The sequence below is a fragment of the Streptomyces sp. NPDC026538 genome, from assembly GCF_055567535.1.
This window is the reverse complement of sequence record NZ_JBVHQG010000004.1, coordinates 595,190-613,654: the sequence shown is the minus strand read 5'-3', so window position 1 is coordinate 613,654 and position 18,465 is coordinate 595,190. Positions and strand designations below refer to the sequence as shown.

Genomic DNA, 18,465 nt, shown 5'->3' with positions numbered 1-18,465 from the left:
TCCGGGTGGGGCACGCGCTCAGTCGCGGCCGGGGTCCGATACGGGAAGTCCGTAGAGGCGACGGGCGTTGTCGCGTCCTGTCCAGGCGGCGATCCTCACTGCGTCGGCGGCGCTCAGTTCGTCGGCGTCCACCCGCTCCTGGAGCACTCCGGCCAGTCCCTGCCGGAAGGACAGCGCACCGAGATGGTGGAACTCAGCCACACCATAAGCGTCCGAGCTGTACAGCAGTTTGCGGAACGGAGTGATCTCCATCGCCTCCGCCAGCACCGCGCCCGCCCGGGCGGGCCCCACATAGTGCAGCGCGAGCCCGACGTCGAGGTGCACATGCTCGAACACGGCCGCCAGATAGGCGGCTTGGCGCTGGAACGGCCAGCAGTGCAGCAGCAGCACCGGGACGGTCCCCGCGGTCAGCCGCAGCCAGTCGGTGAGCAGGGCCGGGTCCGCGAGGTGCAGCCGCAGGTCCGAGTCCCCGAAACCGGCGTGGAGTTGGAGCGGCAGCCCGAGGCCGACGGCGGTCCACAGCAGATGCCGCATCAGCACCGGGTCCGTGAGCCTGCCGCCGCGCGCGAACCACAGCGCGGCCGCCCGGGTCACCTCGGCGTACGTCGGCCGTGCCGGATCCAGGTCGAAGCCGGTGCGGTAGGCGGCGACCGACTTGACCGCGACCACCCCCGGCCGCCGTACCGCCTCCTCGGCCGCCGCCCGGAACGCGGCCGCGTACTCGCCGGCGTCGATGCCACGCCCGGCCACCGCCTCGGCGATGCTCTCCAGCCGGACCACCTCGTAGGCGGCGGCGCCGGACGCGTCCGCCAGGTCGGCCGGCGAGGTGACCGGGTGCGGGGCGTACCCGGTGTCCACGCAGAACGTGTCCGCGTGCGCGGCCGTGAGGAACCGGCGGTTGACCTCCCGCCAGCCCAGTTCCGCCCGACGCGCCAGGTAGTCGGCGGCGGGCGCGTGCCGCTCCAGGTCGAGCAGGGGCGCGCAGTGCCGTCGTACGGCCACCCCGACCGGACTGTCGAACGGGGACACGCCCGGCCGGACCGTGCCCTCGGTGAGCAGCGACTCGAACTCCGCCGGGCCGAGGTCGGCGATGACCGCGCCGTGGCAGTGGTGGTCGACGAGGGGGAGTGCGTCGAGAGCCTCCCGGACCGCTCCCGCCATCAGTACTTCCAGCGGTAGGCCGCCGCCACCCCGGCGTCGTCGAGCCCGGCGACGGCCGCCGTCTCGCCTTCGCGTACGGCGACCACCGCGTCCGCGAGGACCGGGCCGAGGGCCATGCGCACCACCTTGTCCTCGCGGAACGCGTCCACGGCCTGCGTCAGCGAGGCCGGCAGCCGTCGTACACCCCGGGCCACCGCCTCGTCGGGGATCAGCCGGGCCGGGTCGTCGACGACCTCCTCGGGGAGGGCCGCGCCCGAGACGAACCCGTCGAGTCCCGCCGCGATGACGCAGCCGAGGGCGAGATACGGGTTGGCGGCCAGGTCGGCCGGCTTGACCTCCAGATTGGCGTCCTGGCTCTGGCGGCCGGTCGTGCCGGTGATGACTCGGACGCCGCTCTCCCGGGTCTCCCGGCCCCAGGCCGTGAACGCCCCCGCCCACTGGGAGGGTTTGAGCCGCAGATAGCTGGCCGGGCTCGGCGCGATCACCGCCGTCAGCGCGGGCAGATGGGTCAGCAGACCGGCCACGAAGGACTCGGCCTCGCCCGTCATGCCGTACCGGCCCTCGCCCCCGGCGTGCAGATTGACCCCGTGACGCCAGACGGAGAGGTGGAGGTGGCCGCCGTTGCCGACGCCGCGCTCGGTGACGGCCGGGGAGAAGGAGGCCCGCAGGCCGTGCCGCTGCGAGACCGCGCGGATGGTCTGCCGTACCAGCACGCTCTGGTCGGCCGCGGCCACCGGATCCAGCGCCCCGGTGGAGAGCTCGAACTGGCCGGGGGCGTACTCGGGGTGGAACTGGGCGACCGGCACCTGCTGCGCGTCCAGAGCCGCGAGCAGGTCGGACGCGTAGTCGCTCAGCTCGATCTGCCGGGCGGCGCCGTACGCCGGGCCCTGGGCCGCCGGGGCGAACTCGTCGGCCGGGGCGGCGGCCCGGCCGAGCGCCCACTCGATCTCGACGCCCGCCTTGAAGGTGAGGCCGAGCCGGTCCTCGGCGTCGGCGACGGTCCGGCGCAGGAAGGTGCGGCTGCACCCCGGGTGCCGGTGGCCCTCCTGGGTGATCCGGTCGACGGGGGCCCAGGCCCAGCCGGGCTGCGCGGCCAGCACCACCAGACGGTCCAGGTCCGGGTAGAGGCGCAGATCGCCGTCGGGCGAGCCGAGGACGTCGGTGCGCACGATCGCGTCGTTCGCCAGGAAGGTGTCGAACACCGGGGACATGCCGACGCCCCACGCCACCGCCTGCTGGAGCCGCTGCCAGGGGACCGTCTTCACCCGGCAGATCCCGGCGGTGTCCACATAGGACAGCACGATCGCCCGCACCCCCTGCGCGGACAGCTCATGGGCGAGGGCATGCGCCCGGGCGAGATCACCGGGGCGCCCGCCGGGCACGGGGTCGACAAGGGGTGGCATACGACGTCCTCCTCCTCGACGGGCTCGGATGCACACGTCCCGGTCAGGGTTTCACGGCGACCGCGCCGAACTGCGGCACCGGCGCCGGGGAGTCGGCCCCGGCGCGCCACCGCGAGCAGGGCACCGGACCCGGCGCCGGCACCTCGAGCCCGCCGGTGACGTGCCGTTCGGTGATCGCGCTGTCACAGCAATCCCCACGGCCGTTTCCGGTCCCGTCGGCCGCGTGAGGGACACTGGTGTGCGAATGCCGTCTCCCACCGGAAGCAGGACATGCCCGTCACGCCCGCGTCCCTCCTCACCACGCCCGGCCTCCCGGCCGGCCCCGCCGACATCCGCCTCGTCGTCACCGACATGGACGGCACCCTCCTCGACGACGAGAAGCGCATCCCCGGGGGACTCTGGCCGATGCTGGCCGAACTGCGCCGCCGCGGTGTGCTGTTCAGCCCGGCGAGCGGACGCCAGTACGCCACCCTGGCCCGCCAGTTCGCCGACGTCGCCGACGGCATGGTCTTCATCGCGGAGAACGGCACCTACGTGGTGCGCGACGGCGTCGAGCTCAGCTCGGACGTCCTGGACCCGGCCGTCGCGGCCGGCCTCGCCCGGACCGTACGGCGGCTGGTTGCGGACGGCGTCGACGTGGGCGCCGTGGTCTGCGGCAAGCGGTCCGCGTACGTGGAGCGCACGGACGAGGCGTTTCTCGCCGAGGTCCGCCGCTACTACGTCGAGCACCGGGTCGTCGACGACCTCACGGCCGTCGACGACGACGTGATCAAGGTCGCGCTCTTCGACTTCGGGCCGGCCGAGCGCACCACCGCCCCGGCGCTGGCCGGCTTCGCCGGCACCCACCAGGTCGTGGTCTCCGGGGAACACTGGGTCGATGTGATGAACCGCACCGCCAACAAGGGCACCGCCCTGCGCGGCCTCCAGCGCGAGCTGGGCATCACCCCGGCCCAGACCATGGTCTTCGGCGACTACCTCAACGACCTGGAGATGCTCGACGCCGCCGAGTGGTCCTTCGCCATGGCCAACGCCCACCCGGACGTCATCGGCCGGGCCCGCCACCTCGCCCCGTCCAACAACGACAACGGCGTGCTGCGCACCGTCGCCCGGGTCCTGGGCCTCTGAGCAGGCCGAGGCGCGGCCGTCGCGCCGGACCCGGACGGTGATCTCGCCCCGGGCCGGGGTCAGCCGGCGAGGAGTTCCTCCGGCAGGTCCCACAGCCGGCGGCCGTTGTCCGGGTCGACGGCGTAGCGGGCGACGCCGTCGAGCTTGCCGGTACGGCGGTCGACGACCTCGCTCTCGTCGAAGCTGGAGAAGCCGAAGGGGGTGCTGACGGCGGTCATGGGGGAACTCTTGCCGTGTGCTGCCGGACGGCGCTGTGCTCGATGTTCACGGTTCGACGCTCATGGCTTGACCAGGCGGTCCTGCTCCACCGGGGGTGTGCCGTCGTGCCAGGGCAGGGGCTTGCCGAAGCGGACCAGCTCGCCGTACAGGGCGGGGTCGACGCGGTCGGCGAAGACCAGGTCGAGGACGGCGCGGGCGGCGTCGGCGGGGGACTGGGCCTGGCTGTAGTCGCTGAACCAGGGCCGGGAGGTGGCGGTGTCGACCATGCCGGGGCAGACCGAGGCGATCAGGGTGCCGGAGGCCAGGTCCTGCTCCCGGCGTTCGGCGGCGAGGGCGCGGACGGCGGCGACCTGGGCCACCTTCGAGGGCACGTTCAGCCACACGGGCCAGCCCGCCTCGGCGGCGGTGCGGTGGTGGACGGCGCTGCGCCAGGACTCCACGGCGTACTCGACCTGGTCCAGGCTCGCGCCGTCGAAGAGGTGGTGCAGCCGGGGGTCGAGATGACCGAGCGTGCCGAGCGAGCTGGCGACGACCAGCAGCCGGCCGCCCGGGCGCAGGACGGGACCGAAGGAGCGCAGGAGCGCGTGGGTGGCGGTGTTGGAGACGTCGATGAACTCGTCGGCCCGCTCCGACTGCGACTCGTCGGGCAACACGCGGGCGACCGCGTTGGAGACGACGATGTCCACCCCGCCGTGGCGGGCGCGGAGTTCGCCGGCGAGGCGGGCGATGGCGTCGGTGTCGGTGACGTCCAGGACGCGGCCCTCGACCCGGGCGCGGGTATCGGGCAGCCGGGCGACCTCGACGGCCGCCTCCGTCACGCGCCGCCGGTCGCGGCCGGTGAGCAGGACCAGGTCGTCCGGGGCCAGCCCGCCGGCGAGGCCTTCGACGAGGGCGCGGCCGAGGCCTTGGTTGGCGCCGGTCACCAGGGCGATACGGGAAGTCTTCATGCCCACCACGCTAGGAACGCCGACTCCATGAGTCCAACGAAAGTTCGGCACGGCTAGTATGCGTAAACGTCATGGACTTCAACGACGTGTCACTCACCGCGCTGCGGGTCTTCCGTGCCGTCGCCGAACAGGGCACCTTCACCGCGGCCGCCGCCACGCTCGGCTACACCCAGTCCGCGGTCTCCCGGCAGATCGCCGCGATCGAGCGGGCGGCGGGCGCGGAACTGCTGGAGCGACGGCGCGACGGAGTGCGGCTCACCCCGGCCGGACGGGTCGTCATGCGGCGCGCGACCGTCGTCCTCGACGAGATCGAGGCGACCGCGCGGGAACTCTCCGGCCTGCCCGAAGGGGCCGGGACGGTCCGGCTGGGCTGGTACCCCACCGCGGGTGCCGTACTGGTGCCCCGGGCCCTGACCACGCTCCGCCGGACCGACCCCGGACTGCTGGTCACCGGCCGCGAGGGCACCACCCCGGCGCTCGTCCGGGCACTGCGCGCCGGGAGCCTGGACCTCGCGCTGATCGCGTCGGCGCCGCCGTTCCGGGCGCCGGACGCGGAGTCACCGCCGCTGGCGCTCCAGACCCTCACGGAACGCGCCCTGTGCCTCGCGCTGCCGTCCGCCCATCCGCTGGCCCGCGGGGACTTCGTCGATGTGGCCGACCTGCACGGACAGCGCTGGATCGCCGGCCCCGCGGCCGGCGAGGACCGGCTGATGGGGGTATGGCCCGGTCTGGACGAGCGGCCCGAGATCGTCCACACCGCCCGTGACTGGCTCGCCAAACTCCATCTCGTCGCGGCCGGCTGCGGGTTGACCACCGTACCGGCCGCCCTCGCCGCCGCCGCGCCGCCGGGCGTACGGATCCTGCCGGTGCGCGGCGGGCCTCAGGAACAGCGGCGCCAGCTGCTGGCCCGGCTGCCTCACCCGCCCACGGAGGCGGTCACCCGCGTGGCGGCGGCCCTGCGGGCGGCGGCGCTCGAAACGGACGTGCCGGAAGGGCCCGGGTGAGCCCTCCCGGATCTCAGTTGTTCTCGGCCGCGAACATCCAGCGCTGCTTCTCCAGGTCGGCGGTGACGGAGATCAGCAGGTCCTGGGTGACCGGGTCGGCCTCGTCGGTCGCGGCGATCCGCTCGCGCAGCCGCCCGATAGCCGCCTCCAGCGTGCGCACCATCAGGTCGACGACCTCGTCGTCCCGGAGCCAGCCGTCCTTCGTGCCGGGCAGCGAGAAGGCCGCGGCGATCGTCTCCGGGCGGCCGTCCGGGGATACGCCCAGTGCGGCGGCACGCTCCGCGACGGTGTCGGAGTAGGTGCGTGCGGTGGCGACCACCTCGTCGAGCTGCAGATGGATCGAACGGAACCGGGGCCCCACGATGTTCCAGTGCGCCTGCTTCCCGATCAGCGACAGCCCGAGCAGATCCACCAGGGTCTCCTGGAGGGCGGTCCCGGTGACCCGGAGCGCTCCTTCGGCCAGCGTGCTCTTCACCACGGTCATGCGTGCGATTCCCTTCGTCGTGCTGTGGTCGCCGATCGGGTGCCCGTGCCGGGCAGCCGCAAACGGGAGGGGCCTCTCTGCCGCAGCGGTCCGCACCGCTCGGAGGGCCGCGGGTCCGCAGGTCGGTCGGTGGGACGGCACCTACCGGATCGGCTTGTCCGGACATAACATCGGTCCCCGCATGAACACCATGACCCTCTGGCACATATCCGGCTGGGAGTTCGCCGCCCTGGCCCTCGCCGCGCTGCTCGTCGGCTTCTCCAAGACCGCCGTCAGCGGGGCCAACACCGTCAGCCTCGCCGTCTTCGCCGCGATCCTCCCGGCCCGCGCCTCCACCGGCGTCCTGCTCCCGATCCTGATCGCGGGCGACGTACTGGCCGTCGCCACCTACCGCAGGCACGCTCACTGGCCCACGCTGTGGCGGCTGTTCCCCGCGGTCGCGGCCGGCGTGGTGATCGGCACGCTGTTCCTGGTGTGGGTCGACGACCAGGTCGTACGGACCTCGATCGGCGCGATCCTGCTGCTGATGGCCGGTGTCACCCTGTGGCGGCGCCGCAGGGCCGACCGCCCCGACGACCCGGACGCGGTCACCACCCGTGCGGGCCGGGTGAAGGCCGGTTCGTACGGCGTCCTCGGCGGCTTCACCACGATGGTCGCCAACGCGGGCGGCCCGGTGATGTCGATGTACCTGCTGTCGGCGGGCTTCCGCAAGCTCGGCTTCCTGGGCACCTCGGCGTTCTTCTTCCTGATCGTGAACGTCTCCAAGGTCCCCTTCAGCGCCGGTCTCGGGCTGATCGACGGCCGTTCACTGCTGCTCGACGCCGCCCTCGTGGTCTTCGTCGTGCCCGGCGCGCTGTTCGGCAAGTGGGCGGTGGACCGGATCAACCAGCGGCTGTTCGAGCAGCTGGTCATCGCGGCGACGATCGTCGGCGGCCTCCAGCTGCTCCTGCGCTAGCCGGTCCGGCACCCGGGAATGCGACCGGGGGAGTCGTTGTTACAGCCATCGTGATTGACATGCTCGGATCAGTGATCCCGGGCGTGGGCGAAGGGAGAACCTCATGGCACGCAGTACCGCGCGTCCCGTCGTCAGGCTGAAGTCGACGGCCGGGACCGGAGTCACCTATGTGACCCGCAAGAACCGCCGGAACGACCCCGACCGGCTGGTCCTGCGCAAGTACGACCCGGTGGCCGGCGCGCACGTGGACTTCCGCGAAGAGCGCTGAACCGCCGAGAACGACCGGGCCCGAACCCTCCGGAACCACCACCGGAGCGAGGCCCCAGGAAGGAAACCCCATGAAGCCCCGCATCCATCCCGACTCCCGGTTCGTCGTCTTCCGTGACCGGGCCGCGGACGTCGCGTTCCTGACCCGTTCCACCGCCGACTCGTCCCGGACGGTCGAGTGGGAGGACGGCAACACGTACCCGGTGATCGACGTCGAGGTCTCGTCCGCGTCGCACCCCTTCTACACCGGCAGGACCCGGGTCCTGGACAGCGCCGGCCGGGTGGAACGCTTCGAGCGCCGCTACGGGCGTACCGCCGCCGCCCGCGGCTGAACCGGCCGGCGACCCACACGAGGAGAGCAGAACCATGAAGGTACGCAATTCCCTGCGCTCACTGAAGGCCAAGCCCGGCGCCCAGGTGGTCCGCCGACGCGGCGTGGTCTACGTGATCAACAAGAAGGACCCCCGCTTCAAGGCCCGCCAGGGCTGACGGGAGTCGCTTCCCACGACGGCCGCCCGGCCCCGCGCCGGGCGGCCGTCCCGCGTCCCGGCCCCGCCGACGGGCCCCGTACGCTCCCCCCATGTCCGCGCACGTCCTCATCCTCGGCGGCACCACCGAGGCCCGCGAACTGGCCGCCGCGCTCGCCGCGCACCCCGGTGTCCGCGTCACGACCTCCTTGGCCGGGCGCGTCACCCGGCCGGGCGCGCTTGCCGGGGAGGTGCGCGTCGGAGGCTTCGGCGGGGCGGAAGGCCTCGCCGACTGGCTGCGCGAACAACGCGTGGCCGCCCTCGTGGACGCCACCCACCCCTTCGCCGAGACGATCACCGCGAACGCGGCCGTGGCCGCGGCCCGGACCGGCGTCGCGGCCCTCGTACTGCGCCGCCCGGGCTGGCGCCCCGGCCCGGGGGACCGCTGGCACTCGGTCGCGTCCCTGCCGGCCGCCGCGGACCTGCTGCCGCGCTTCGGCCCCCGGGTCCTCCTGACCACCGGACGGCTGGGCCTGTCCGCCTTCGCCCACCTGACCGACCGGCACTTCGTCGTGCGCTCGGTGGAGCCCCCCGAGCCCCCGATGCCCCCGCACACCGAAGTGCTGCTGGCCCGCGGGCCGTTCACGGTGGCCGACGAGACCGCGCTGCTGCGCGAGAACCTGATCGACGTACTGGTCACGAAGGACAGCGGGGGAGCGGCGACGGCGGCCAAGCTCACGGCGGCACGCGAGCTGGCCCTGCCGGTGGTCGTCGTACGGCGGCCACCGCTGCCGGCGGGGGTGACGGCGGTGCCCGACGTCGCGGCCGCGCTGGACCGGCTGGGGCTCGGCCCGGCGTGACGGCCAGGGCCCGAGTCCGGCCGGGGCCCGGGTCCGGCCGGGGGGAAACCCACCGAGCCCGACCGGGGCCTCGGAGGTGACCGTGGCCGTGTGGGCCGCTGTCGGCCGAAGGCGTACCGCTCAGCCCTCCTTAGGAACCCCCGGGTGGCGGCGCAGCAGATAGGTGTCCATGATCCATCCCTTGCGCTCTCGCGCCTCGGACCGCAGCCGTTCGATACGTGGACCGGCCTCGGCGATGGGACCGGAGACCAGGATCTCGTCGGGGGTGCCGATGTAGGCGCCCCAGTAGATGTCGATGTCCTGGTCCGCGTACTGCCGGAAGGCCTGGTGCGCGTCCAGCATCACGACCACGTCGTCCACGCCGTCCGGGAGCCCCTCGGCGAGCCGCCGGCCGGTGGTGATCTGCACCGGCCGGGCCACCCGGTTCAGCCCGGTGCGGTGCCGGGCCACCAGCGCCGAGACACTGCTGATCCCCGGCACCACGTCGTACTCGAACGCCACCGCGCCGCGGGCCAGCACCTCTTCGAGGATCGCCAGCGTGCTGTCGTACAACGAGGGATCGCCCCACACCAGGAAGGCGCCGGTCTGCTCGGCGCCGAGCTCCTCGCGGATCAGCCGCTCGTAGATGTCCGCGCGGGCGCTGCGCCAGTCCCCGACGGCCGGCGAGTACGCCCCGCCGCTCGCACCCCGGTCCCGGTCCGGGTCCCGCGCCTCGACCAGCCGGTAACCGCCGTCCGGTATGTGCGTGTCGAGCATGTCCCGGCGCAGCTGGGTGAGGTCGCTCTTGACCTCGCCCTTGTCGAGGAGGAAGAACACCTCCGTGCTCTGCAGCGCCCGGACCGCCTGGAGGGTGAGTTGGTTGGGGTCGCCCGCGCCGATACCGATGACATGAATCTTTCGCACGCCCCGAGTCTGCCGCATCCCACTGACAGCGGGTCACCCCGGTGCTACCGGGTGCCGCGCAGCCGCGGCGCCTCGACCCCGGCCTCGACTCTCCCGGCGCCGCTCTCCACCCGCCCCGCCAGCTCCCGCGCCCACGCGGCGAGCCCGTCGAGCTCCATCCCGTGCGGCCGCCGGACCCCGCTGCCGGCCGCCCACTCCTCGACCGCGCCCGCGCCGCGCCGCAGCAGCCGCGCCCCGCCGGTCACGTTCCCCCGGGCCGCGTGCGTGAGCCCCACGGCCAGCTGGGCCAGCCCCCGCCACAGCGTCCGCTCCTCCTCCGGCCCCGACTTCCAGGCGTCCTCGAACACCTCGTGCGCGTGGAAGGGCTTCCCGGCGTCGAGCAGCGCCTGCGCCTCGGCGACCGTCTCGGCCGGGGTCCGTACGACCCCCTCGGCCTGCCGCTCGACGCCCGGCGCGCCGTACGGCAGCGGCCGCCCCAGCCCGTCCCGCGGCCGAGCACTGCGTGCCCGCCCCTCGGCGTCCCGGTCACGTGCTCCTGCTCCGGCGTTTCCCATACGGCCCATACGACCGATTGTCCCCCGTCCTGGCGCCCTCTTTCGGTCCGCCCGGGGACGTGGGGTAAAGTGCTGTCCGCGTGATCACGCGGTTTCACCGCGAGTGAGCGCACCGGGACGTGGCGCAGCTTGGTAGCGCACTTGACTGGGGGTCAAGGGGTCGCAGGTTCAAATCCTGTCGTCCCGACCAGCCTTGTGGCAGGTCGGAGGCCGTTCTCCCGCTTGGGGAGGGCGGCCTTCCGTGTGCCCGACATGGACCACGACCGCCCGCCCCGGCCCTGGCCCGAGACCACCGACGCCGTCGTGGCCCGCACCGGCTGAGGCGAGAGCCCTCGGCGGCTACGGTGCCGTGGACCGTGGCACGTTGTGACCCTCGACGCGCACGCTCGGCTGTGAGACCGGCACGTCGGCCGGCCAGGAGGCCGTGACCGTCCGCGATTCACCGGGCAGCAGCCAGAGGTAGTTGTCGCTGTAGAGCGTGGGCAGGACCCGGTGTCCGGAGCGGGCGTCGCGGAGCGAGACGCGGAGCATGGCCGCGACGGACGAATCGCGGTTGGTCAATCGGGCGGTGACCGTGTGCCGCTGCTTCCTCGCATCCCGGTCCGTGCCGGTGACGTCGACCGAGACCCGTGTCCGCTGCAGCCGGTTCATGGCCTGCATGGCCTCCGGAGCGCGGTAGCGCCAGTAGGTGTTCTCCGAGAGGAGCGTGTCCCGCGCGTCCGTGAGACGCAGACGCAGCAGGTGGAGGTCCGGCAGCCCGTCGTCGCCGGCGGTGAACGCGGTCGTCGCGGCGGACGGCGCGATGTCGACGATCGCGCGCTGCTCGGGGGCGACCTGGTGGCCGGACAGGTCGTACCGGCGCGCCACGACCGTCGCGCCGCTGATCGGCCGCGCGGTGTGGTTGACGGCGAGCACTCTGCCGTCGACGGGACCTGCCTGCACATGGACGGGTTCGGCGGCCTTGCGGGCACCGTAGTAGGCGCCGTTGACGTCGAAGTCGTAGTCGTAGGTCTGCCACACCGTGCTGTACCAGGCGGGATGCGACATCCACAGCATCAGTCCGCTAGCGTCGTCCCAGAGCCGGTCGTTCCAGGCCTCGAACATGGCGCGGAAGTTCTCGTAGTTGACGAACTGAGCCTTGCCGCAGAAGTCGTCCAGGTCCGTCGCCGCGCCCAGCCGTGACTCGATGGCGGCCCGGTAGTTCTGCGGGGCTTGGTTCCCCTTGGTGCTCCAGTCGTGGTAGTACCAGGCGCCGCCGACGGGCCACTCCGGCTCGTCGCCGACGAGGTGGCGCATCGTCTCCGCGGTGGGCACGACCGGCATGCCGATCTCCGTGTGGAACCCGAAGGTCCCGCCGCCGTAGGTCGCGGCGGAGTAGTAGCGCTCCGGCTCGACCCAGCCGTAGGGGCCGCCGCCGGAGACGATCCCGGCCGCCGAGTTGTTCTGGTAGAGGACGGCCGGCGCCTCCGCCCGGACCGCGGCCCGCATGCCGTCGTCCACCGGGCCGGGCGGGTTGCCCTCGTTGGCGCCGCACCACACGGCCACGCTCGGGTGGATGCGGTAGCGCCGTACGGTGTCCTGGGCCATGTCGAGGAAGAGCTTGTGGTCCGGCGGATCCATGCCCCAGGCGTTGGGGAAGTCGTTCCACACGAGCAGACCGTGTTCGTCGCAACTGGCGTAGAACTCCTCGCGGTCGGAGCAGCCCACCCAGTTGCGGATCATGGTGAAGTTCATGTCGCGGTGCATGCGCACGGCCGCGTCCATGCGTGTGGCGGGCATCCGCCGCAGCAACTCGTCCCAGCCCCAGTTGCCGCCGCGGCAGAACACCCGGACGCCGTTGACGCTGATCTTCAGCGGCACGGTGGAGTTGTCGACGGACTCGACGTCCTTCCAGTCGGAGCCGTTGTCGGAGACCTGGACCGTGAACGTCTTCGCATAGGCCTGCTCCCACAGCAGCAGCACCCGGTCGAACCGCACCGACGAGCCCAGGTCGACCTGGATCCACTGGTCGTCCTCGTAGGCCGAGGACCAGCGGGTGTCGGGATTCCCGTCCACCGCCTGGGCCGCCCGGGTCCCGTCGCTCTCGGAGGAGGCGGTGGCCTCCTTGCGCAGGGCGAGGTCGGTGCCCGGCGCACCGCTGTCCACGACCGACAGGCTCCACAGCGACGAGCCCCAACTGGTCGCCCGGGTACGGCAGAACACCCGCACGTAGCGGGCCGTCGCCGCGGTCAGCTCGACGGTCTGCAGGCTCGCGGCACCGGACGTCCGGAACGGGAGCGGAACCGCCGTGTTGTCGACACCGCGCACATCGGTCCAGTCGGTGCCGTCGGTGGAGGCCTGGACGGTGTACGTCCCGGCGTACGCCCGTTCCCACGTGACGACGACGCGGTCGAAGGCGACCTGGGACCCCAGGTCGACCTGGATCCACTGGTCGTCCTCGAAGGCCGAGGACCAGCGGGTGCCCGCGTCACCGTCGGTGGCGTTGCCCGGCGCGTTCCCGGGATCGTCGACGGAGGAGGCGGTGGCCTCCTTGTGCAGGGCCAGGTCGTTCGTCGGCACGGAGCTGTCCAGCACGGCCAGGCTCCACATGGACGAGCCCCAGTCCGTCGCGCGGGTGCGGCACAGGATGCGCACGTACCGTGCCGTCCGCCGGGTGAAGTCCACGGTCTGCGCGTACGCGTCGCTGCCCGTCTGGAAGGTCAGCGGCACCTCGTACGCGTAGCCGAACTGACGTATCCCGAAGCGGGTGGTGCGCCGGTCGCTCTCCACGCCGTCCAGGGACGCGGTGAGCGTCAGCCGGTGCAGGGCCGGCTCGCCGTAGCCGTTGGGCCACCACAACTCCGGATTCCGCAACCGGAGTTGCGCATGTCCGGCCGGGGTGAACACGACGTCGGTGCTCTCGCCGGCGGGCACGGTGACCGTCTGCTCCACCCGCACCTTCCCGAAGGCCGCCGCGACGGTGATCCGCGTGGTCCCGGTGCCGGCGTTGCGCACCGGGACCACCACGGTCAGTTCCGCCGTGCCGGTGTCGGGCAGGTCGGGCAGCACGGTGTCCACCCGCGGGTCGCCGAGGACCGCCGCGCCGGTGGAGCGCAGCCGTACGTGGTTCCAGATGCCGGCCGCCCGGTCGCGTACCGCGGGCATCCAGTCCCAGCCCGAAGAGGCCAGGTACGTCGGCGAGTTGCGGTTCATCATGTTCGCGCCCGCGTCCACGAACGCCAGCCCTGCCGGGCCCTTGTCCCCGGGGCTGCCGGGGAACGGCATCGGGGTGATCCGGACGGCGAGGGCCTGCTCGCCGTCGCCGAGCAGCCGGGTGACGTCGTAGGTGGCACGGGCGAAGGGGGAGGTGAGGTCGCCGACCTGGGCGCCGTTGAGCCAGACCTCGGCCCTGTGGTTGATCCCGTCGAACTCCAGCCAGACATGACGTCCCGAGCCGGTGCGCAGACCCTTGGGGAGACGGAACTCGCGGCGGTACCACCAGGAGTGCCGGGACAGCGCCTCCGGAACGTGGAGGTTGCCGAAGCCGGCCACCGGGTCGGGCAGCCTGCCCTGCTCCACCAGCGAGCCCAGCACGGTGCCGGGGACCGTGGCCGGCAGCCAGCGGCTGGTGTCGACCGACGGCCTGGACAGCGAGGCACCGTCCCCGCCCGCCCGGTCGTCCGTCGTCAGGTCCCAGCCGGAGTCCACCGCAACCGTGCCGTCCGTGCCGACCCGCAGCGGTTCGGGCGTGCGGTGCCGGGTCTCCCAGTCCGTCCAGCCGGTCACCTCGGGGCGCGCGGTGCGGCAGCTGCCGTACACCTGGAAGCCGTTGAGGCCCAGCGGGTTGCTGTTGGAGCGCTTGTGGACCGTCATGCGTACCCAGCGCGCGGTGGTGGGCTCGGACAGGGCGATCTCCATGATCCCGCCGGTGCCGGACTCGGTGCGGTACACCGTGGTCCAGGACCGGTGGTCGGTGGATGTCTCGACCACGAAGCCGACCGCGCAACTCGACAGGATCTCCTGCCCGGTGGTGTTGTCCCGGGGGCTGCCGCTCGGTGACTCGGTGAACGGCGGGTCGTCCGCACTCGCCTCGAAGACGAGCCGGAGCGACTCCACCCGGCACTGCGCCTGGAGGTCGACGGAGATCCACTGCGGATCGCCCGCCGCGGCCCGCCATCCGGTGCCCCGGACGCCGACGGTGTCGAGACCGTCCACGGCGAACTCCGCGGGCGTGGGCGCGTAGTCGGTGGAGGACACCGACACCGGCCGATAGGCGGCGAGTTCACCCCGTGAGGCAGCCGGGTGCGGCTGTCCGGATCCCGCCGTGGCGGCGGTGGCGAGCGGGCCGGCACCGAGCCCGAAGCCGGCCAGCAGAGTGGTGCCGGCGGACAGAACGGCACGACGGGAGGGCGAGGTTGACTGATCCGACATGGACGAGCGCTCCGATCGGGGGAGTTCGAAGAACGGCACGGCCGGGGACACCAGGCGATGACAACGTTGCCATGGCCTATGACAACGTTGCCGAACACTGCACCGCCGCAGTGACCCTGTCAAGGTCCTGCGATCGCTTCCGTCTGGCTTCTAGTAAATTAGTAATTAATCTTGACACTGTTTCGGCCACAGGCCACAGTCATCGCCGTGACGTCGTAGGCCTCTGCCGCGGAGCGGCCCGCGTCACGTTCTCCTGCTTCCCACTCCCCGGGAGAGGTACGTGACTTTGCACCCGCCCGTACACAGGCCCACGCACCACCGGTTCACCCGGCCCGCACTCGCCGCCGCGATCGCGGCGGTCCTGGCCGCCACCGTGACCCCCGACGCCGTCGCCGGGACGGCCGTCGACCAGGGCGCACCCGACTTTTACGACAGCGGCCTCGCGCCGACCCCCTACATGGGATGGAACACCTACTACGGACTGGGCGCGCCCACCGAGAAGGAGGTGCGCTCCGTCGCCGACCGGCTGGTGAGCAGCGGTCTGCGCGACAGCGGATACGACATCGTATGGCTGGACGGCGGCTGGCAGGCCGACAACCCCCGTGACGCGCAGGGGCGGCTGGTCGCCAGTCCGGACCGCTTCCCGTCCGGCATCCCGGCCCTCGTCTCCTACCTGCACAAGCGCGGACTGCGGGCCGGTATCTACACCGACGGCGGCACCTACGACGGCGGCAAGAGCTGCGGCCTCGGCAGCCGTGGCCACTACGACCAGGACGCACGGCAGTTCGCCGGCTGGAAGATCGACGCGATCAAGGTCGACTTCCTCTGCGGGATCGGCGCGAAGCTCGATCCGGGACCCGCCTACAAGGAGTTCAGCGACGCGGTCGCCAAGTCCGGCCGCAAGATGCTGCTGAACCTCTGCAACCCGCTCACCGACGACTGGGGCCTGCCGCACACCCCCGAGCAGGACGCCCACAACACCTACGTCTACGCCCCGGCGATCGCCGACTCCTGGCGCACCGGCACCGACATCGCCTGGGGCACCCCGAGCCCCGGCGAGTGGCCCAACATCCTGCGCAACATGGACGCCAACGCCTGGCACCCCGAGGCGCAGGGCCCCGGCCACTACAACGACCCGGACTACCTCATCCCCATGCGGAAGATGACCGACGGGTCGTACGAGCTGACGCAGGAGGAGTCCACCAGCCAGTTCGTGATGTGGGCCGAGATGGGCTCGCCGCTGGTGCTCGGCTCCGACCCGCGGACGCTCTCCGACTCCATGCTCGCGACCCTGCGCAACCCGGAGATCATCGCCGTGGACCAGGACCCCCTCGCCGTCCAGGGCGTGCGGGTCGCCACCGACTCGGTCGGTGACGTCTACAGCAAGGTGCTGCGGGACCGCGGACAGCGCGCGGTCGTCCTGCTCAACCGGTCCGACCAGGCCGCCCAGCGCACCGTGCGGTTCTCGGACACCGGCCTCGGCGGTCCGGTGCGCGTCCGTGACCTGCGGGCACGTGCCGACCGGGGCACGCACACCGGGTCGTACACCGTCGAGGTCCCCGCGCACGGCACCGCGTTCCTGAAGCTCACCGGCGCCGACGCCCTGCCGGGGACCGACCTGGGCGTGACGGCCACGGCGAGCCCGGCCGTGACGAGCGGCGGTGCCACGTTCTTCCGCGGGCCGCACGGCTCGCTCGTCGAGAAGGCGGACGGCGGGACGCGGGACCTCGGCGGGCCGGTCCGGGGCGGGATCCTCGGCCAGCCCGCCGTGTACGCCTCCGTCGGCGGCCGGATCGACGTCTTCGTACGCGGTGCCGACTCCCGGGCCTACCGGAGGGTCTACACCGACGGCCGCTGGGGGCACTGGCAGTCCCTGGGCGGGCAGTTGACCGACGCCCCCTCCGTCGCCTTCACCGACCCCGGGCACTGGACGCTGTTCGCGCGCGGCACCGACGGCACGGTCGTCCAGCGCGGGCCGGCGTCCGGCTGGTCCTCGCTCGGCGCGCCCGGCGACCGGCAGGTGTACGGACACCCGTCCGCTGTCGTCGACGCGCAGGGGAGCGTCCACGTCGCCGTACGCACCGCCGCCGACGACGTGTGGACGCGGACGCGGGACACCTCGGGGCAGTGGTCGGACTGGGCCGCCCTCGGCGGGACCGTCAGCGGCAGCCCGACCCTGGTCGCCGCCGGGGACGCGGTGCTGCTGTACGTGCGGGCCGCCGACTACACCCTCTGGCAGCAGCGGTACAGCGACGGCGCCTGGCAGGGCTGGAGTAAACGGCAGGAGTTCCCGAGCGCGGCCTTCGACGGCGCCCTCGGCGCGGCCGCCGGCCCGGACGGAGCCGTCGACGCGGTGTTCCGCGGCGTCGACGGCCACGTGTACCGCACCCGACTCAAGTGACTGAGGAAACAACCATGGCCAACCATCAGCCCAGCCGACGCCGGTTCCTCGCCGGACTCGGGGCCGCCGGGACAGCGGCCCTGCTCAGCGGCTGCGTCACCGACACCTCCTCCGCCAAGGGCTCCTCGAAGGGCGCGGTGACCCTCCAGTCCAACCTGTCCGCCCCGCAGGCCAAGGCCGCGATGGAGGACTTGGTCGCGGCATACGCGAAGAAGGGATCCGGCAGGGCGAGTCTCAACACCGTCGCCGCCGAGACCTTCCGCACCCAGCTGCCGACCTACCTCACCTCGGCCAACCCGCCGGACGTGTACACCTGGTACCCCGGCTCGGTGGCGGACGCCTACGCGAAGAAGAACCTGCTGCTCGACCTCGACGAGGTGTGGGCCTCCTCGCCCGACCTCAAGCGCTACTCAAAGGCACTGAACACGCTCTGCACCGCGAGCTCTGGCAAGAAGGTCTTCGTGCCCAACACCTACTACTGGTGGGGCATGTTCTACCGGAAGTCCCACTTCGCCAAGTGGGGCGTGAGCGAGCCCACCAGCTGGGACGGCTTCCTCGACCTGTGCGACAAGCTCAAGAGCAGGGGCGTCGCGCCGATCGGGCTCGGCGCGGGCGGCAACACCCCCTGGGTGGCGTCGGCCTGGTTCGACTACCTGGACATCCGGATCAACGGCGCCCAGTACCACCGTGAACTCCTCGCCGGGAAGCACCGGTTCGACGACCCCGAGGTGCGCAAGGTCTTCGACCGCTGGCAGGAGGTGCTGCCGTACTTCGACCCGAACGGCACCGCACTCGCCTTCCAGGACGCGACGACCGCCCTGCTCAACGGCAAAACCGGCATGATGCTGATCGGCACCTTCTTCGCCGACTCGGCGCCCAAGAGCGCCCTGGACGACATCGACTTCTTCCGCTTCCCCGTCATCGACTCCAAGGTCCCGCTCGCCGAGGAGGCGCCCGTCGACGGCTACTTCGCCAGCGCCCGGACCGGCCGCGGCGACCAGGTCCGCGACCTGATGAGCTATCTCGCCACGGCCGAGGCCCAGGAGATCTACATCAAGGGCTCCTCCGGCACCGTCCTGCCCTGCAACCCGGACGCCAAGGACGCCGGCACCGCGCTCGTGAAGAAGGGCCGTGCGCACGTCGACGCGGCCGCCGAGATCACCCAGTTCTTCAACCGGGACTCCAGTGACGCCCTGCAGCCCACCGCGGACACCGCGCTCACCAAGTTCTTCGCCAAGCCCAAGTCGGTCGGGAGCATCCTGACCGACTGGCAGCGGGACGCCGAGAAGATCTGGAACGCCTGAG

At 72.5% G+C, this 18,465-nt stretch carries 17 protein-coding genes, 1 tRNA gene and 1 pseudogene; 10 read left to right on the top strand and 9 right to left on the bottom strand.

Annotated features, from left to right (window positions below; genetic code table 11):
* Window positions 1–18 precede the first annotated feature (18 nt).
* The 3 genes and pseudogenes from ACZ4N4_RS19750 to ACZ4N4_RS19740 all read right to left on the bottom strand — a co-directional run.
* Window positions 19–1,161 carry an amidohydrolase family protein gene (locus ACZ4N4_RS19750; RefSeq protein ID WP_467590326.1) on the bottom strand — a complete coding sequence of 381 codons (1,143 nt, stop codon included), beginning with the start codon at window positions 1,159–1,161 and terminating at the stop codon, window positions 19–21.
* Entirely contained in the window at window positions 1,161–2,564 is a 1,404-nt protein-coding gene (locus tag ACZ4N4_RS19745; protein ID WP_467590323.1) for a type I glutamate--ammonia ligase, read from the bottom strand. Before ACZ4N4_RS19745 ends, ACZ4N4_RS19750 begins: the two co-directional genes overlap by 1 nt.
* Before the next feature lie 43 nt (window positions 2,565–2,607).
* Window positions 2,608–2,697, bottom strand: a pseudogene (locus ACZ4N4_RS19740) (SAM-dependent methyltransferase); the annotation flags it as partial.
* A gap of 137 nt (window positions 2,698–2,834) precedes the next feature.
* Here ACZ4N4_RS19740 and ACZ4N4_RS19735 point away from each other — a divergent pair.
* On the top strand, window positions 2,835–3,689 hold the full coding sequence (locus tag ACZ4N4_RS19735; RefSeq protein WP_450757716.1) for a Cof-type HAD-IIB family hydrolase: 855 nt from the start codon (window positions 2,835–2,837) through the stop codon (window positions 3,687–3,689).
* 59 nt (window positions 3,690–3,748) lie between these two features.
* Here ACZ4N4_RS19735 and ACZ4N4_RS19730 read toward each other — a convergent pair whose 3' ends face one another.
* The gene (locus ACZ4N4_RS19730) at window positions 3,749–3,907 is read right to left on the bottom strand and encodes a hypothetical protein (protein WP_467590320.1); all 159 of its coding nucleotides are present in this window, start codon (window positions 3,905–3,907) and stop codon (window positions 3,749–3,751) included.
* A 60-nt stretch (window positions 3,908–3,967) separates the two neighbouring features.
* Window positions 3,968–4,855 carry an SDR family NAD(P)-dependent oxidoreductase gene (locus ACZ4N4_RS19725; RefSeq protein ID WP_467590317.1) on the bottom strand — a complete coding sequence of 296 codons (888 nt, stop codon included), beginning with the start codon at window positions 4,853–4,855 and terminating at the stop codon, window positions 3,968–3,970.
* Window positions 4,856–4,926: 71 nt separating this feature from the next.
* On the opposite strand from ACZ4N4_RS19725, the gene ACZ4N4_RS19720 reads away from it, so the two are divergent.
* Window positions 4,927–5,859: a LysR family transcriptional regulator gene (locus ACZ4N4_RS19720; RefSeq protein ID WP_467590314.1), complete on the top strand. Its 933-nt coding sequence runs from the start codon at window positions 4,927–4,929 to the stop codon at window positions 5,857–5,859.
* Window positions 5,860–5,872: 13 nt separating this feature from the next.
* Here ACZ4N4_RS19720 and ACZ4N4_RS19715 read toward each other — a convergent pair whose 3' ends face one another.
* Window positions 5,873–6,343: a Dps family protein gene (locus ACZ4N4_RS19715; protein WP_453567871.1), complete on the bottom strand. Its 471-nt coding sequence runs from the start codon at window positions 6,341–6,343 to the stop codon at window positions 5,873–5,875.
* A gap of 181 nt (window positions 6,344–6,524) precedes the next feature.
* Between ACZ4N4_RS19715 and ACZ4N4_RS19710 the strand changes: the two genes are divergently transcribed.
* The 5 genes from ACZ4N4_RS19710 to ACZ4N4_RS19690 all read left to right on the top strand — a co-directional run bounded on the left by ACZ4N4_RS19710 (window position 6,525) and on the right by ACZ4N4_RS19690 (window position 8,892).
* Window positions 6,525–7,298: a sulfite exporter TauE/SafE family protein gene (locus ACZ4N4_RS19710; RefSeq protein WP_467590311.1), complete on the top strand. Its 774-nt coding sequence runs from the start codon at window positions 6,525–6,527 to the stop codon at window positions 7,296–7,298.
* A gap of 103 nt (window positions 7,299–7,401) precedes the next feature.
* The gene (rpmG, locus tag ACZ4N4_RS19705; RefSeq protein WP_046728127.1) at window positions 7,402–7,566 is read left to right on the top strand and encodes a 50S ribosomal protein L33; all 165 of its coding nucleotides are present in this window, start codon (window positions 7,402–7,404) and stop codon (window positions 7,564–7,566) included.
* Window positions 7,567–7,636: 70 nt separating this feature from the next.
* Complete coding sequence (locus ACZ4N4_RS19700) at window positions 7,637–7,897, top strand: type B 50S ribosomal protein L31 (RefSeq protein WP_453567875.1); 261 nt, start codon at window positions 7,637–7,639, stop codon at window positions 7,895–7,897.
* A 34-nt stretch (window positions 7,898–7,931) separates the two neighbouring features.
* Window positions 7,932–8,054 carry a type B 50S ribosomal protein L36 gene (gene ykgO, locus ACZ4N4_RS19695; protein WP_093497747.1) on the top strand — a complete coding sequence of 41 codons (123 nt, stop codon included), beginning with the start codon at window positions 7,932–7,934 and terminating at the stop codon, window positions 8,052–8,054.
* A 91-nt stretch (window positions 8,055–8,145) separates the two neighbouring features.
* Entirely contained in the window at window positions 8,146–8,892 is a 747-nt protein-coding gene (locus ACZ4N4_RS19690) for a cobalt-precorrin-6A reductase (RefSeq protein WP_467590306.1), read from the top strand.
* Between the two features lie 120 nt (window positions 8,893–9,012).
* Here ACZ4N4_RS19690 and cobF read toward each other — a convergent pair whose 3' ends face one another.
* Complete coding sequence (gene cobF, locus ACZ4N4_RS19685) at window positions 9,013–9,795, bottom strand: precorrin-6A synthase (deacetylating) (RefSeq protein ID WP_467590304.1); 783 nt, start codon at window positions 9,793–9,795, stop codon at window positions 9,013–9,015.
* 44 nt (window positions 9,796–9,839) lie between these two features.
* Window positions 9,840–10,358: a DUF309 domain-containing protein gene (locus tag ACZ4N4_RS19680; protein ID WP_467590301.1), complete on the bottom strand. Its 519-nt coding sequence runs from the start codon at window positions 10,356–10,358 to the stop codon at window positions 9,840–9,842.
* Window positions 10,359–10,462: 104 nt separating this feature from the next.
* Here ACZ4N4_RS19680 and ACZ4N4_RS19675 point away from each other — a divergent pair.
* Window positions 10,463–10,539, top strand: a tRNA-Pro gene (locus ACZ4N4_RS19675).
* 149 nt (window positions 10,540–10,688) lie between these two features.
* On the opposite strand, the gene ACZ4N4_RS19670 is transcribed toward ACZ4N4_RS19675, so the two are convergent.
* Window positions 10,689–14,759, bottom strand: a complete 4,071-nt coding sequence (locus ACZ4N4_RS19670; RefSeq protein WP_467590298.1) for a discoidin domain-containing protein — start codon at window positions 14,757–14,759, stop codon at window positions 10,689–10,691.
* Window positions 14,760–15,039: 280 nt separating this feature from the next.
* Here ACZ4N4_RS19670 and ACZ4N4_RS19665 point away from each other — a divergent pair, with 280 nt between their 5' ends.
* Both ACZ4N4_RS19665 and ACZ4N4_RS19660 read left to right on the top strand, forming a co-directional pair.
* Entirely contained in the window at window positions 15,040–17,160 is a 2,121-nt protein-coding gene (locus tag ACZ4N4_RS19665; RefSeq protein WP_467590295.1) for a DUF8189 domain-containing protein, read from the top strand.
* A gap of 14 nt (window positions 17,161–17,174) precedes the next feature.
* Entirely contained in the window at window positions 17,175–18,464 is a 1,290-nt protein-coding gene (locus ACZ4N4_RS19660) for an ABC transporter substrate-binding protein (protein ID WP_467590293.1), read from the top strand.
* Window position 18,465 lies beyond the last annotated feature (1 nt).

What these genes read in the sequence shown, in the direction of transcription:
- ACZ4N4_RS19750 (WP_467590326.1), bottom strand. Translation starts at nt 1,161, where the DNA reads ATGGCGGGAGCGGTCCGGGAGGCTCTCGACGCACTCCCCCTCGTCGAC.
- ACZ4N4_RS19745 (WP_467590323.1), bottom strand. Translation starts at nt 2,564, where the DNA reads ATGCCACCCCTTGTCGACCCCGTGCCCGGCGGGCGCCCCGGTGATCTC.
- ACZ4N4_RS19735 (WP_450757716.1), top strand. Translation starts at nt 2,835, where the DNA reads ATGCCCGTCACGCCCGCGTCCCTCCTCACCACGCCCGGCCTCCCGGCC.
- ACZ4N4_RS19730 (WP_467590320.1), bottom strand. Translation starts at nt 3,907, where the DNA reads ATGACCGCCGTCAGCACCCCCTTCGGCTTCTCCAGCTTCGACGAGAGC.
- ACZ4N4_RS19725 (WP_467590317.1), bottom strand. Translation starts at nt 4,855, where the DNA reads ATGAAGACTTCCCGTATCGCCCTGGTGACCGGCGCCAACCAAGGCCTC.
- ACZ4N4_RS19720 (WP_467590314.1), top strand. Translation starts at nt 4,927, where the DNA reads ATGGACTTCAACGACGTGTCACTCACCGCGCTGCGGGTCTTCCGTGCC.
- ACZ4N4_RS19715 (WP_453567871.1), bottom strand. Translation starts at nt 6,343, where the DNA reads ATGACCGTGGTGAAGAGCACGCTGGCCGAAGGAGCGCTCCGGGTCACC.
- ACZ4N4_RS19710 (WP_467590311.1), top strand. Translation starts at nt 6,525, where the DNA reads ATGAACACCATGACCCTCTGGCACATATCCGGCTGGGAGTTCGCCGCC.
- rpmG (WP_046728127.1), top strand. Translation starts at nt 7,402, where the DNA reads ATGGCACGCAGTACCGCGCGTCCCGTCGTCAGGCTGAAGTCGACGGCC.
- ACZ4N4_RS19700 (WP_453567875.1), top strand. Translation starts at nt 7,637, where the DNA reads ATGAAGCCCCGCATCCATCCCGACTCCCGGTTCGTCGTCTTCCGTGAC.
- ykgO (WP_093497747.1), top strand. Translation starts at nt 7,932, where the DNA reads ATGAAGGTACGCAATTCCCTGCGCTCACTGAAGGCCAAGCCCGGCGCC.
- ACZ4N4_RS19690 (WP_467590306.1), top strand. Translation starts at nt 8,146, where the DNA reads ATGTCCGCGCACGTCCTCATCCTCGGCGGCACCACCGAGGCCCGCGAA.
- ACZ4N4_RS19680 (WP_467590301.1), bottom strand. Translation starts at nt 10,358, where the DNA reads ATGGGCCGTATGGGAAACGCCGGAGCAGGAGCACGTGACCGGGACGCC.
- ACZ4N4_RS19670 (WP_467590298.1), bottom strand. Translation starts at nt 14,759, where the DNA reads ATGTCGGATCAGTCAACCTCGCCCTCCCGTCGTGCCGTTCTGTCCGCC.
- ACZ4N4_RS19660 (WP_467590293.1), top strand. Translation starts at nt 17,175, where the DNA reads ATGGCCAACCATCAGCCCAGCCGACGCCGGTTCCTCGCCGGACTCGGG.